The sequence below is a fragment of the Burkholderia lata genome, assembly GCF_902499025.1.
Taxonomy (GTDB): domain Bacteria; phylum Pseudomonadota; class Gammaproteobacteria; order Burkholderiales; family Burkholderiaceae; genus Burkholderia; species Burkholderia lata_C.
The window spans coordinates 58,092-71,824 of record NZ_CABVPW010000045.1 but is presented as its reverse complement, the minus strand read 5'-3'; the positions used below and the strand labels follow the sequence as shown (position 1 = coordinate 71,824).

Sequence of the window (13,733 nt, the reverse complement as noted above, 5' to 3'; positions counted from 1 at the left end):
CGCCGAGGGCCGCGAGCCTGCCGCCGATCCGGCGCCCGCACCGGCCGCGCCGGCCCGCCAGCGACGCGCAGCCGCTCGTCGCCACGACGCGCGATGACACTCACCGTGCAACGGCCCCCGCAAAGTCGGCGGACGCCGGCACCGCTCATTAACGGAGAAAGGCATGCAATTCGACAAGCGCGCCTGGCTCGACAAGATCAAGCAGATGTTCGCGGGCTTCGACCGCCCGCTCGCCCTCATCGTGTTCCTGCTGTTGTGCGTCGGCATCGTCACGCTGTACAGCGCGGCGATCGACATGCCGGGCCGCGTCGAGGACCAGTTGCGCAACATCCTGCTGACGTTCGTGCTGATGTGGGTGATCGCCAACATCCCGCCCACGACGCTGATGCGCTTCGCGGTCCCGCTCTATACGTTCGGGGTCGCGCTACTCGTCGCGGTCGCACTGTTCGGGATGACCAAGAAGGGCGCGAAGCGCTGGCTGAACGTCGGCGTCGTGATCCAGCCGTCGGAAATCCTCAAGATCGCGACACCGCTGATGCTCGCGTGGTACTACCAGCGCCGCGAAGGCGGGCTGCGCTGGTACGACTTCGTCGCCGCATTCGGGATCCTGCTGGTTCCGGTCGGACTGATTGCGAAGCAGCCCGACCTCGGCACGGGCCTGCTCGTGTTCGCGGCCGGCTTCTTCGTGATCTACCTCGCCGGCCTGTCGTTCAAGCTGATCGTGCCGGTGCTCGTTGCGGGCGTGATCGCGGTCGGCTCGATCGCCGTGTTCGAAGAACGCATCTGCCAGCCCGAAGTGCAGTGGCCGCTGATGCACGATTACCAGAAGCACCGCGTGTGCACGCTGCTCGACCCGACTTCCGATCCGCTCGGCAAGGGCTTCCACACGATCCAGGCCGTGATCGCGATCGGCTCGGGCGGCGTGCTCGGCAAGGGCTACCTGAAAGGCACGCAGGCGCACCTCGAATTCATTCCGGAGAAGCACACCGACTTCATCTTCGCGGTGTTCTCCGAGGAATGGGGGCTGGCCGGCGGGCTCGTGCTGCTGACGCTGTACATGGCGCTGATCGCGCGCGGGCTCTATATCGCCGCGCAGGGCGCGACGCTGTTCGGCCGCCTGCTCGCGGGCTCGCTCACACTCGCGTTCTTCGTCTATGCGTTCGTCAACATCGGGATGGTGAGCGGCGTGCTGCCGGTCGTCGGCGTGCCGCTACCGTTCATGAGTTATGGCGGCACCGCGCTCACGACGCTCGGTATCGCGATCGGGATGATCATGAGCGTCGGGCGGCAGCGGCGGCTGATGAAGAGCTGACCGCGCGACACGCATCGCACCAAGAAAAACGGCGCCTCGGCGCCGTTTTTTTCGACCGCGTGTGCGGAACGCGCAGCGCAGCCCGGCTGCCCGCTCACGGCGGCGGCGCGTGCGCCCCGCCCGGCTCCGCGCCGGAACCCGATGCCGGCCCCTGCGCCTTCAGCCGCGCACTCAGCTCCTTGAATTTCAGCCCGGCCGTCTCGTCGCCCTGTGCGGCGGCCGCCGCGTAATACGCCCGCGCGATGTTCAGGTTCTGCGCGACGCCGTCGCCACCACGCTCGTAGAACGACGCGGTCACGTACTGCGCGGTCGGCTCGCCCGCGTCGGCGGCCTGCTTGTACCACGCGAACGCCTGCCGGTTGTCGCGCGGCGTGCCGCGCCCGTCGAGGAACTGGTTCGCGAGCGACAGCTCGGCCTGCACGTGCCCCTGCTTCGCCGCCCGCAGGAACCAGCGATGCGCCTCGGCCGGATCGCGCGTGACGAACTCGCCATCGTCGAACATCCGGCCGTACACATACTGCGCATGCGACATGTTCGCGTCGGCCGCGCGCTTCAGCCAGCGCAGCCCTTCGTCGACGTTCGCCGTCACGCCTTCGCCGGTCAGCAGCATCATCGCGTAGTTGAATTGCGCGAGACGGTCGCCGCGTTCGGCCGCGTCGTGGAACTGCACCAGCGCCGCGCGATAGTCGCCGGCGTTGTAGTCGGCGACCGCCGATTGCGTCTCGTGCGACGGATCGGGCTTCGCTTGCGGCGCGCCCTGCGCGGCCGCCGCGATACACACGCACCACAGGCCGAGCAGCGCGCCGACCTGCCCGCGCACCCCGATCCCACCCTGCGCGCGCCCACGGCACGCGCCGTCGCCACCGTTCATGACCGTACCTCCTGCAGCGCCTGCCGCGTTGCGCGCAACAGCCAGCTGACGTCGGCCGACAGCGTGATCATCCGGTAGCCGGCTTCACGATACTGGCGCGCGGCCGCCGTATCGCCCGCGAAGATGCCGACCGCGACGCCGGCCTGCCGGCCGGCCGCGAGCACGCGCGCCATCGCGGTTTCGACGTCCGGGTGACGGATGTCGCCGAGATGCCCGAGGCTCGCCGCGAGATCGGCCGGGCCGACGAACAGGCAGTCGACGCCAGGCAGCGCCGCAATCCGCTCGACTTCGTCGACGCCGCGCGCCGATTCGATCTGCACGATCACCGCGACCTGCGCGTTCGCCGTCTGCACGTAATCGCGGCGCATGCCGAACGCCGCCGCGCGCACCATGCCCGCGACGCCGCGCAGCCCGTCCGGCGAATCGGGCGACGGATAGCGCGTGAGCCGCACCGCATGCACGGCGTCGTCCGGCGTCTCGATACCGGGAAACATCAGCGTGCGCGCGCCCGCATCGAGCGCGCGCTTCACGAGCCACGGCTCGCGCGCCGGCACGCGCACGACGGGCTCGCTCGGCAGATGGGCGGCGGCGATCGCGCGCAACTGCGATGCAACATCGCGGCTGTCGTTCGGCGCGTGCTCCATGTCGATGCAGAGCCAGTCGTAGCCGGCATGCGCGAGCGCTTCCGCGGCCGACTCGCTGCCGAGCGACAGCCACAGGCCGTACAGCGGCTCGTCGCCGTCACGCAGGCGTTGTTTGAGGGAATTGGTGAGCGTGCTCATCGATACGGCCTCCTGGACGGAACGGCAATCGAACGGGACAAGCAACGGGCAAAGCGGAGCGCGACACGCCGGGCGGCAAAGCACGGCGGCGCCAGGACCGGGCCCTGGAACGTTGGTCGGCCGTGGGCGGCCGATCTGACAGCGCCGGCCGCGCGATGGCGCACGGCTGCGTTTTTTGGCGCCACGCAACGATCATAGCGCGGCGTTACGCGAAATGTGGGAACGGACGGGAAGCGAGACGGGACGAGGCCGCGCGGCGCGGCGTCAGGCAGCCCGCGCCGGCTGGCGGGGCTGCCGGGAAGGCGGGATCAGCGGCCGGGCTGGCGCTCGACGTCGGCCCAGCAGTTCGGCGTTTCGTACAGGCGCACGCGCTCGAGCCGCAGGTTCACGCCGTAGTGCGCGTCATACACGTTCGAGAGGATGTCGAACGCGATCGCCGCGAGGTTCTCGACCGTCGGGATCCGGTCGATCACGACCGTCTTGTGGTCGGCCATCTGCTCGAGGAACGAGCGCACGACCTCGTCGCGCGCGTAGACCAGAAACGCGTGGTCCCACTTGCCGACCAGATGCTCCATCGCGAGCGCCTTCACGTCCGCGAAATCCATCACCATGCCGCGGTCGGGCGCCCCCTCGGTATCGACGAGATCGCCGCGCAGCGTGACTTCGAGCACATAGCGATGGCCATGCAGGTTCCGGCACTGGCTGCGGTGATCGGGAATGCGGTGTCCCGCGTCGAATTCGAGTTTTCGGGTAATCAGCACGATGTCAAAAGCCGTGGCTCAGGGAATGTTCAGATATTTGTGGGTCTGCATCGACAGCCGCCACTGCGGATGACGCTTGCACCAGTCGATCGCGAGCTTCGTATTGAGGTCGCGCGACGGGCCGTCCATCGGCTGGACGAGGTAATACTCGAAGTCGAGCTTCGCGTAGTCGGCCAGCCGCTGGTTGTCCTGCGGGATCACGACCTTCAGCTCGTTGCCCTTCGTGACCACGAGCGGCGCGTCGGCCTTCGGGCTCACGCAGATCCAGTCGATCGATTCGAGCACCGGCAGCGAGCCGTTGGTCTCGATCGCGATCTCGAAGCCGGCCGCGTGCAGCGCGTCGACGAGCGGCTGGTCGAGCTGCAGCATCGGCTCGCCGCCCGTGCAGACGACGAAACGGTGCGCCTCGCCCTCCGGCCACAGGCCGGCGATGGTCGCGACGAGCGCTTCGGCGTCCTTGAATTTGCCGCCGTTCTCGCCGTCGGTGCCGACGAAGTCGGTATCGCAGAAGCGGCACACGGCCTCCGCACGATCCTCTTCGCGGCCCGACCACAGGTTGCAGCCGGCGAACCGGCAGAACACGGCCGGCCGGCCCGCGTTCGCGCCCTCGCCCTGCAACGTGTAGAAAATTTCCTTGACCGCGTAAGTCATCGTGCTTCGTCCGGCTCGCGCCGCTCGTTGTCGATCAGAATCCGTTATTCATCCAGCGCTGCCCGCGCAGCCGCGTCACAGCGGCGCTTCGGTCACCCGCTCGCCCTTCAGGTAAGCCTCGTAGCCGCGCTTGCGCAGCTTGCACGCCGGGCATTCGCCGCAGCCGAAGCCCCACTCGTGCAGTTCCGCGCGCTCGCCCACGTAGCACGTGTGCGTCTCGACGCGGATCAGCTCGACGAGTGCTTCGCCGCCGAGCTGTTCGGCGAGTTGCCAGGTCTGCGCCTTGTCGAGCCACATCAGCGGCGTCTCGAGCACGACGCGCGTGTCCATCCCGAGGTTCAGCGCGACCTGCAGCGCCTTCATCGTATCGTCGCGGCAATCGGGGTAGCCCGAGAAATCGGTCTCGCACATCCCGCCGACCAGCACGCGCAGCCCGCGGCGATAAGCGATCGCGGCGGCGATCGTCATGAACATCAGGTTGCGGCCCGGCACGAACGTATTCGGCAGGCCGTTCGCCGCCGTCTCGATCTCGATCGTGCGCGTCATCGCGGTATCGCTGATCGCGCCGAGCACCGACAGGTCGATCATGTGATCGTCGCCGAGCCGGTCCGACCAGGCGGGAAAATCACGCTTCAGCGCTTCGCGTACGCCTTCGCGACATTCGAGCTCGACGCGGTGACGCTGGCCGTAATCGAAGCCGAGCGTCTCGACCGTCTGGTAGCGTTCCAGGGCCCATGCCACGCACGTGGCCGAGTCCTGCCCGCCGGAAAACAACACGAGCGCGCCGTCTTTAGCGTCTGTCCGAATCACCGTGATACTCCGTGAATGTGTAGGCTCGCGTCGCGCTGCGCCCCGGGGCCGGCTGCCGCCGGGCGGCCCGACGCGTGCCGGCCTGGGCCGGCTCGACCAGTATAGGCAGCGCAATCGGCCGCGAACGCGGCGGAGCGCTTATACCGCCCATCGCGCGGCATCGTTGCCGCGCGCCACGGCGGCGCCACGCTGGCAGCCTGCCGTGCGCATGAAGCGATGCGCTAAGTTATTGAGCGGACACGGATTTTATCATGCCCTCACGAACACTGCCGGGCACGCTACCCCACGCCACTCATCACGCAAACCTCACCACAAACGAAAAACCCCAAGAACCTTCCGATTCTTGGGGTTTTAATTCTGGTGGCCTGGGTCGGAATCGAACCAACGACACGCGGATTTTCAATCCGCTGCTCTACCAACTGAGCTACCGGGCCAACGAAGAAGAGAAAGTATATCCACCCTTTGTTACTTGATCAAGTACTTTCACGAAATATTTTATACGGCGCCTTCGGACGGCTTCTTCCCGAGCTCGACACCGAGCTGCTTGAGCTTGCGATACAGGTGCGTGCGCTCGAGGCCCGTCTTCTCCGCGACGCGCGTCATGCTGCCGTTTTCGCGCGCGAGGTGATATTCGAAGTACGCGCGCTCGAACGCATCGCGCGCTTCGCGCAACGGGATGTCGAACGGGATCGCAGCCGTCTGGCCTGCGAGGCCGAGTGCCGAAGCCATGTCGTCGCCGAGCGTCGGCAGCGCGGCCGCGGATGCAACCGCCGCGGGCCCCGCTGCCTGCCCTGCGCCGGCCTTCGCCGCCGCGTTCGCGGACACCGGCGCCGCACCGCGTGCGAGGCCGTGCTCGACGGACTTCAGCAGCTTCTGCAGCGCGATGGGCTTCTCGAGGAAATCGAGCGCGCCGATCTTCGTCGCCTCGACGGCCGTATCGATCGTCGCGTGCCCGGACATCATGATCACGGGCATCGTCAGCAGCCCTTGCGCCGCCCACTCCTTGAGCAACGTCACGCCGTCGGTATCGGGCATCCAGATATCGAGCAGCACGAGATCGGGCGCCTGATTCAACCGGTATTCCCGCGCGGCCTGCGCGTTCTCCGCCGCCTCGACGACATGTCCTTCATCGCTGAGGATCTCCGAGAGCAATTCCCGGATGCCCATTTCATCATCTACCACCAGGATGGTTGCCATTTACGCTGCCTTTGTCTGCTCACTTGCTTTTGTCTTGGCGGGGGCCGCCCCGTCCTGCACGCCCGATTCGGCGCCTGGCGCATCGCTCGCCATCTGCAGGAACAGGATCGACACCTGCGCACCCTCGACGGTCTCGCCATGCATGCGATTGCGCAGATCGATCCGCGCACCGTGCTCATCGACGATTTTCTTGACCGTGGCCAACCCCAGCCCCGTGCCCTTCGCCTTCGTCGTCACATAAGGCTCGAACGCGCGGGTCAGGATGCGCGCCGGAAAACCGGGCCCGTTGTCGGACACGGTAAGACGTACCGCGACGCGCGTTTTGCCCTCTGCGTCGGGATCGCCATATTCTACTGTCTTGGTTTCGATCAACACACGCGGATGCGCCGACTCCGCGACCGAATCCTGCGCATTCTGCAGCAGGTTGTGAATCACCTGGCGCAATTGCGTCGCGTCACCGCGAATCACCGGCAGCGACGGCGCGAGCTCGGCGACGATCGCGCTCTTGCCTTCGCCCACACCGTACAGCCCGAGCACCTCGCTCGCCAGTTCGTTCAACTGCAGATTCGAGAGCACCGCCGGCGGCGTGCGCGCGTATTCGCGGAAATCGTCGACCATCCGCTTCATCGCGGCGACCTGGTTGACGATCATCGTCGCGCCGCGCTTGAGCACATCGGCGTCGGGCGGTGCGAGCTTGTCGGACAGCTTCATCTGCAGCCGCTCCGCCGACAGTTGAATCGGCGTCAGCGGATTCTTGATCTCGTGCGCGAGCCGGCGCGCGACCTCGCCCCACGCGACCGAACGCTGTGCGGAAATCACGTCGGAGATGTCGTCGAACACGACGACGTAACCGGACGTCTGCGGATCGTCGGCCTGCCCCTCGACCGTCGACACGAGGCGCGTGCCGCGCACGAGCAGCGTCAACGGATCGGCTTCGCCCGGCACCTCGATCGCGAACTGCTGCTGCCAGTGGCCGCGATCGCCGCTGCCGCCGTCGGACGCCGCCTCGCGATCGGCGAACGCCTTGCGCACCATCGCGCCGAACCCGGCGGCCACGCCGATCCGGTCGAGCGTCGTGCCGATCAGCGCGTTGAACGGCTGCCGGAAGATCCGCTCGGCACCGCGATTGGCCGTCGTCAGCCGGAACTGGCGGTCGAGCACGAACACGCCGGCCGTCAGGTTCGCGAGGATGCTCTCGAGATACGTCTTCGAATGCTCGAGCGCAACGCGGTTCTTCTCGACCGCGAGCCGCGCCTCGGACAACTGACGCGTCATCGCATTGAACGACTGCGTGAGGAAGCCGAGCTCGTCGCGCGTCTTGATCTCGCGCTTCGGCGTGTAGTCGCCTTCCGCGACCTCCTTCGTGCCCTGCGCGAGCAGGAACAGCGGCCGTGCGAGCTGCTGGCCGAGCGCAAGCGCAAGCATCATCGCGATGAAGGTCGCGAGGAACAGCGCGAGCGTCAGCGTGCCGATGTACATCTTGCGCAGCCCCGTGCGGCCGAGCGACTTTTCCTGGTACTCGCGATAGGCGCGCTGCACGGCATCCGCGTTGTGCGCAAGCGTGGGCGGCACCGGCTGCGTGAGTTGAAGGAAGCGTTCGGCCGGCTGCAGCAGCGACGTCGATGCATCGGGAATCGGCCGCACGACGCGCAACCGCAGCGCGCCCTTCGCGCCGTGCGCGCGCGGGTCGCCGTCGACTTCACCTTCGATCGCCGCGTACGCGCCATGTTCGCGCGCCTGGTTCAACATCAGCGGCGTCGGCAGGTCGTCCGGAATCAGCGCCGCGAAATTGCCCGACGCCTGCGCGACGATGTGCAGGTCGGGCGCCGCACCCGAGCCGCCGCGGCTCGGCTCGACGATCGTCGCGTCCTGCACGCCGAACTGGTCGCGCAAGCGCAGCAGCGTGAGCGTCGTGCCGTTCGTGTTCGCATCGACGCTCGCGAGCTGGTCGGACATCAGCCGCGCCTTCGTCTGCAGATCGGACAGCGACGCATCGAGCATCCCGCGGCCGAGGTTCAGGCCGGCCGTCAGCGCCGTCTCGACATTCACGTCGAACCACGACTCGATGCTGCGCGATACGAACTGGTACGACACGATGTAGATGATCCCGCCCGGCACCACGCCGACGAGCGCGAAAAATACCGCGAGCTTCGCGAGCAGCCGCGTGCCGAACTTGCCCTTCCTCAGGCGCACGACGATCATCCCGATCAGCCCGAGCACCACGAGCAGGAACACGAGCGCGACGACGATGTTCATCGCGTACAGCCACGAGTAGTAGCGGTCGAAGAATTCGGTGTTCGCGCTCGCGGCCGCGAGCAGCACGAGCAGCAGCAACGCGGTGAGCGCGACGGTCGAGACGATCACGCGAACGAGGAGGCTCTTCCCGCTGGCCGCGCGGCGCACTTTATTTAGCACGTTCGGTCACCGTGAAGTTGAAGCGCTTCCAGTCCGACCCGAGCGTCCAGTCGCGGTTGTTCACCGCATCGACCTGGAACGGCTTCGGCATCAGCGCCGTATCGAGCTGCATCCGCACCGATGCCGTATAGGTTTCACCGGAGCGCACCTGGTTGCGGTCGATCACGTGCCACGACGTGATGTGCCTGACGACCGCGAGCGCGTCCTTCAGCGACGGGAAACCGAGCTGCAGGCCGCCCGTCGACACGCGATACTCGCGCGTGAGCGGCTGGAACGACAGGCGGATCGTCTGCGTCACCGCCACCGGCTGCTCGTCGAACCAGTACCAGCGCGCACGGCTCAACTCGAAGTCGGTCGTGAAATAAAGCGGGATGCCCTTGTTGACGGCATCCTCGAGGTTCGGGTTCAGCTCGAAATCGAAGCGTGCGTCGAGGCTCCAGCCGCTTCCGTCGGACTGGAGCGACGCGCGCTGCACGGCGATCGACTCGGCATGCGCCGGCCGGACGACAGCCAGGCACAGCGTCAACGCGACCATCAGGACGGCCGCGAGCCGAAGTGGAAAAAGGTGTTTGATCGTCACCGTTTCTGAAACCGCGCGTAGAAAAATCCGTCGTGATCGGTGTTCTGGTCGAGTGCGCCGGCGGCCGCCCCTCCCTTCACTCCGCCCGGCAGCAGCTGGCCGGGGGCGTCCAATCGTACCGCATCTTCACAGGCCGCTTCAAACCAGCGGGCCTGCAGTTCGCCTTCTTCGGGGAAGACCGAACAGGTCACGTAAAGCAGTTCGCCGCCCGGCTTCACGAGCGGCCACAACGCCGACAGGATGCGACGCTGTTCCGCGACGAGCGCCGGGATGTCGGCCTCGCGGCGCAGCCAGCGAATGTCGGGGTGCCGACGCACGATGCCGGACGCCGAGCACGGCACGTCGGCGAGGATGCGGTCGAACGGGCGCCCGTCATACCACGCATCGGGTGCGCCCGCATCGCCGACGCGCACATCCGCTTCGAGCGACAGCCGCACGAGGTTCTCGCCGATCCGCGCCGCGCGCGCGGCATCGCTTTCCAGCGCAACGACCTCCGCATCGGCAAGCTCGAGGATATGACCGGTCTTGCCACCGGGCGCCGCACACGCATCGAGCACGCGCATGCCGTCGCGCGCGCCGAGCCATTCGGCTGCGAGCTGAGCGCCGGCGTCCTGCACGGACACGACACCGTCGGCAAACCCCGGAATGCGATCGACCGGCAGCGCCGACGCGAGCCGCACTGCATGCCGGCCGATTGCGGCCGCTTCGATCCCGTTCGCGCGCAGCGTATCGAGATACGCGTCGACGCTCGCGCGGCGCGCATTCACGCGCAGCGTCAGCGGACCCTGGCGCTCGCCGGCCGCGAGGATCGCCTGCCATGCATCGGGCCATGCGCGCTTCACCGAATCGACCCACCACGCGCGGTAGTTCCAGCGCGCGACGACATCGTCCTGCAGCGCCGCGACGAGCGCATCGCGCTCGCGCAGGAAACGGCGCAGCACCGCGTTGACCATTCCCTTCGCGAACGCGCATTCGCGACGAGCACCGATCACGGTCACGGCCTGGTCGACCACCGTGAACGCCGGGTACGCGGCTTCGTCCGCCGGGTCGAGCAGCAGCGCGAACGCGCCGGCGAGCACCGCGTGCACGTGTGCGGGCGGCGCCTTGCTGATGAATCGACCGATCAGCCAGTCCGCACTGCCGAGGCGGCGCATCGTCCTGTATGCGACGTCTTGCGTCGCCCCGCGCGCGAGTGCCTGCGTACCGGACGGCATCTGCGCGAACATCGCCGAGAGTGCCGCCGGCAGCGCGGTGCCGCGCCGCACCGCATCGACCGCCTGCGCGGCCGCGTCGAGTGCGAAGCCGAGCGAATCGGGCGCGAGATGCAGCGCGGACAGGCGCGCCGGGCGGCCGGAAGAAGACGGAGCGGTAGAACGGGTTCGTGTCATCGGAGCAAATTCGGCAAACAAGCGCGGCAAACAGGCACAGCAAGCAAATGCGGCAAACGGCGGGATCGCGGCGCCCGCGGGCCCTGCGATCCCAAACCGGGCATTGTAGCGTGCGACGCCGCAGGCCCTTTGGCCCCTTTACGGCACGCACAAATGAAACACCCCGCAGCGCGAAGCGTGCGGGGTGGTGTGGCAGCCCCCGTGCGGCTATTGCCGCACGGTGTGCCGTGGCTTAGTCGAAGCGGCCGGTACGCGCCATCTCCATCAGGCGCGCGATGCGCTCCTCGGTGGCCGGGTGCGTCGAGAACAGGTTCTGCAGGCCGCCGCCGTGCAGCGGGTTCATGATCATCATCTGCGCGGTGGCCGGATGCTGCTCGGCCGCCTGGAACGGGATGCCCGCCGCATAGCGATGGATCTTGTCGAGCGCGGTCGCGAGCGACTGCGGATCGCCGGAAATCTGCGCGCCGCCACGGTCGGCCTCGAACTCGCGCGCCCGCGAAATCGCCATCTGGATCAAGGCGCCTGCGATCGGTGCGAGCAGCGCGACCGCGATACCCGCAATCGGGTTGGCCGGCCGGCCATTCTCGTCGCGCCCGCCAAAGAACATCGCGAAGTTCGCGATGGCCGAGATCGCACCCGCCATCGTCGCGGTGATCGTCGAGATCAGGATGTCGCGGTGCTTCACGTGTGCGAGCTCGTGCGCCATCACGCCGCGCATCTCGCGCTCGGACAGCACGCGCAGGATGCCCGTCGTCGCGGCGACTGCCGCGTGCTCGGGGTTGCGGCCCGTCGCGAACGCGTTCGGCGCGTCCTCGTTGATCAGGTAGACGCGCGGCATCGGCAGGTTCGCGCGCGTGGCCAGCTCGCGCACCATCCGGTAGAACTGCGGCGCCGTGTTCTCGTCGACTTCCTGCGCGTTGTACATGCGCAGCACCATCTTGTCCGAGAACCAGTAAGAGAAGAAATTCATGCCGAGCGCGAACAGCAGCGCGATCGTCATGCCCCGCGAGCCGCCGATCATCCCGCCGATCACGATGAACAGGGCCGTGATCGCGGCCATCAGCATCGCCGTTTTGACCCAATTGAACATACCCACTCCTTATCCGTCAGGGGACCCGCCGCGCATCAAAGAACGCGACGGAAAATTGTAAGCGATTTGTTAGATAAGGTCTTGCCGGAAAAATTCAATCTCAGCGTTGCGATGTTGCAAGACGAAGGCCGAGGCCGACGAAAGCGCTGCCGACCGTGCGGTCGAGCCATTTCTTGACGCCCGGCTTGCCGGAAAAGCGCGCCGTAACGCTGCCCGCGACCCACGCGACGACGCTGGTCCACACCGTGCTCATCGCGACGAACACGCCGCCGAGGGTCAGGAACGCCCATGCCTTGTGCGGGCTGTCGGCCGACACGAACTGCGGGAAAAACGATACGAAGAACAGCACGACCTTCGGGTTCAGCACGTTGGTCCAGAAGCCTTGCATGAACAGCTGACGCAGCGGCTTGGCGGCTTGCGTGGCCGCCGTGCCCGACGGCTCGCCCCCCTGCTTCGCGAGGATCATCCGCACGCCGAGGTAGATCAGGTAGGCGGCACCGACCAGCTTGATCACCGTGAACGCGGCAGCCGACGCCGCGAGCAGCGCGGTCAGGCCGAATGCGCAGGCGAGCGCGTGAACGCAGCAGCCGGCCGAAATGCCGAGCGCCGACATCAGCCCCGCACCGCGGCCCTGCGCGACGCTGCGGCCGACGATATAGGCGGTATCGGGGCCGGGCGTGACGTTCAGCAGGAAGACTGCCAGTACGAAGAAGCCGAAATGGGTGATGCCGAACATGAAAACCTCGAAACCGGAGAGCGCAGGGAAATTCTACGCGCGCCTGCCGCACCGCGCGACTCGGCCATCCGGCCGATTGCGCACGCCCGGCAGGCCGTGTCGAATGGCGGTCAGGCCGCGTCAGGCCGCGTCAGGCCGCGTCAGGCAACGTCAGGCAACGTCGGTCAGCGCGAAACGCTGGCCCGCGGCGAGCGGCGAGCCGGCCAGGAATTCGCGGGCAGGCAGCCGCTTGCCGCCCGGCTTCTGCAACTGCGTGACGCGCAGCGCCCCGCTGCCGCACGCAACGACCACACCTTCCGGCGCAGCGTCGACGATCGTGCCGGGCAGCGCATCGCCGTGCGCCGCCACGGGCTCGGCCGCCCACAGCTTGATCGCCGCGCCGTCGAGCGTCGCGACGCCGCCCGGGAACGGATCGAACGCACGCACCTGGCGCGCAAGCACGTCGGCCGGCTTGCGCCAATCGAGCGCCGCTTCGTGCTTGCCGATCTTTTCAGCATAGGTCACGCCGTCGGCCGGTTGCGGCGTGGCCGGCAGCACGCCGTCGCGCTCGAGCTTCACGAGCGCGTCGACGATCAGTCGCGCGCCTTCGGCGGCGAGCCGGTCATGCAGGGTCGCGGTCGTCTCGTCGGGCGCGATCGCGACGCGCGCTTCCTCGATCATCGCGCCGGTGTCGAGGCCGATGTCCATCTGCATCAGCGTGACGCCCGTCTCGGCGTCGCCGGCCTCGATCGCACGGTGGATCGGCGCGGCACCGCGCCAGCGCGGCAGCAGCGACGCGTGAATGTTGATGCAGCCGTCGCGCGGAATGTCGAGCACCTCCTGCGGCAACAGCAGGCCGTACGCGGCAACCACCATCACGTCATGCGGGGTCGAGCGCAGCAGCTCGATCGCGTCGGCCGCCTCCGCCGGGTACTTGCCCGCGCGGCGCAGCGACGGCGGCTGCGCGACGGGCATCCCGTGCTCGACGGCGTAGCGCTTCACCGCGCTCGCCTGCAATTTCATCCCGCGCCCGGCAGGGCGATCGGGCTGGGTGAGCACGAGCGGCACCGGAAAACCGGCCTCGTGGATCGCGGCGAGGGCAGCCGCGGCAAATTCCGGCGTGCCGGCAAAAACTACGCGCAACGTATGGGTCATGACAGC

Annotated in this window: 13 protein-coding genes and 1 tRNA gene; 1 reads left to right on the top strand and 13 read right to left on the bottom strand. The window is 67.6% G+C overall.

Annotated elements, in window-relative coordinates:
• Window positions 1-163 precede the first annotated feature (163 nt).
• The gene (gene rodA, locus BDI24065_RS33935) at window positions 164-1,312 is read left to right on the top strand and encodes a rod shape-determining protein RodA (protein WP_027785751.1); all 1,149 of its coding nucleotides are present in this window, start codon (window positions 164-166) and stop codon (window positions 1,310-1,312) included.
• 94 nt (window positions 1,313-1,406) lie between these two features.
• Here the strand turns inward: rodA and BDI24065_RS33930 are convergent, their stop codons facing one another.
• The 13 genes from BDI24065_RS33930 to fmt form a co-directional block, all read right to left on the bottom strand.
• Window positions 1,407-2,183 carry a tetratricopeptide repeat protein gene (locus BDI24065_RS33930; RefSeq protein ID WP_175034861.1) on the bottom strand — a complete coding sequence of 259 codons (777 nt, stop codon included), beginning with the start codon at window positions 2,181-2,183 and terminating at the stop codon, window positions 1,407-1,409.
• Entirely contained in the window at window positions 2,180-2,965 is a 786-nt protein-coding gene (locus BDI24065_RS33925; protein WP_011353562.1) for an HpcH/HpaI aldolase family protein, read from the bottom strand. Before BDI24065_RS33925 ends, BDI24065_RS33930 begins: the two co-directional genes overlap by 4 nt.
• 308 nt (window positions 2,966-3,273) lie before the next feature.
• Complete coding sequence (queD, locus tag BDI24065_RS33920; RefSeq protein WP_175034860.1) at window positions 3,274-3,726, bottom strand: 6-carboxytetrahydropterin synthase QueD; 453 nt, start codon at window positions 3,724-3,726, stop codon at window positions 3,274-3,276.
• Window positions 3,727-3,744: 18 nt separating this feature from the next.
• The gene (gene queE / locus BDI24065_RS33915; protein ID WP_011353564.1) at window positions 3,745-4,377 is read right to left on the bottom strand and encodes a 7-carboxy-7-deazaguanine synthase; all 633 of its coding nucleotides are present in this window, start codon (window positions 4,375-4,377) and stop codon (window positions 3,745-3,747) included.
• Window positions 4,378-4,452: 75 nt separating this feature from the next.
• Window positions 4,453-5,187, bottom strand: a complete 735-nt coding sequence (gene queC / locus BDI24065_RS33910) for a 7-cyano-7-deazaguanine synthase QueC (RefSeq protein ID WP_043184736.1) — start codon at window positions 5,185-5,187, stop codon at window positions 4,453-4,455.
• A gap of 358 nt (window positions 5,188-5,545) precedes the next feature.
• Window positions 5,546-5,621: transfer RNA gene (locus tag BDI24065_RS33905), tRNA-Phe, on the bottom strand.
• Window positions 5,622-5,682: 61 nt separating this feature from the next.
• Entirely contained in the window at window positions 5,683-6,384 is a 702-nt protein-coding gene (gene esaR / locus BDI24065_RS33900) for a response regulator transcription factor EsaR (protein ID WP_021163978.1), read from the bottom strand.
• Complete coding sequence (esaS, locus tag BDI24065_RS33895; protein WP_175034859.1) at window positions 6,385-8,799, bottom strand: sensor histidine kinase EsaS; 2,415 nt, start codon at window positions 8,797-8,799, stop codon at window positions 6,385-6,387.
• On the bottom strand, window positions 8,789-9,379 hold the full coding sequence (locus BDI24065_RS33890; RefSeq protein ID WP_043184739.1) for a DUF4390 domain-containing protein: 591 nt from the start codon (window positions 9,377-9,379) through the stop codon (window positions 8,789-8,791). The genes esaS and BDI24065_RS33890 overlap by 11 nt, the downstream gene beginning before the upstream one ends.
• Window positions 9,376-10,767 (bottom strand): 16S rRNA (cytosine(967)-C(5))-methyltransferase RsmB, encoded by a 1,392-nt coding sequence (rsmB, locus tag BDI24065_RS33885; protein WP_175034858.1) that lies wholly within the window; start codon window positions 10,765-10,767, stop codon window positions 9,376-9,378. The genes BDI24065_RS33890 and rsmB overlap by 4 nt, the downstream gene beginning before the upstream one ends.
• 232 nt (window positions 10,768-10,999) lie before the next feature.
• On the bottom strand, window positions 11,000-11,857 hold the full coding sequence (htpX, locus tag BDI24065_RS33880) for a zinc metalloprotease HtpX (protein ID WP_011353570.1): 858 nt from the start codon (window positions 11,855-11,857) through the stop codon (window positions 11,000-11,002).
• A gap of 100 nt (window positions 11,858-11,957) precedes the next feature.
• Window positions 11,958-12,593: a LysE family translocator gene (locus BDI24065_RS33875; RefSeq protein ID WP_175034857.1), complete on the bottom strand. Its 636-nt coding sequence runs from the start codon at window positions 12,591-12,593 to the stop codon at window positions 11,958-11,960.
• A gap of 150 nt (window positions 12,594-12,743) precedes the next feature.
• Entirely contained in the window at window positions 12,744-13,727 is a 984-nt protein-coding gene (fmt, locus tag BDI24065_RS33870; protein ID WP_175034856.1) for a methionyl-tRNA formyltransferase, read from the bottom strand.
• Between the last annotated feature and the right edge of the window lie 6 nt (window positions 13,728-13,733).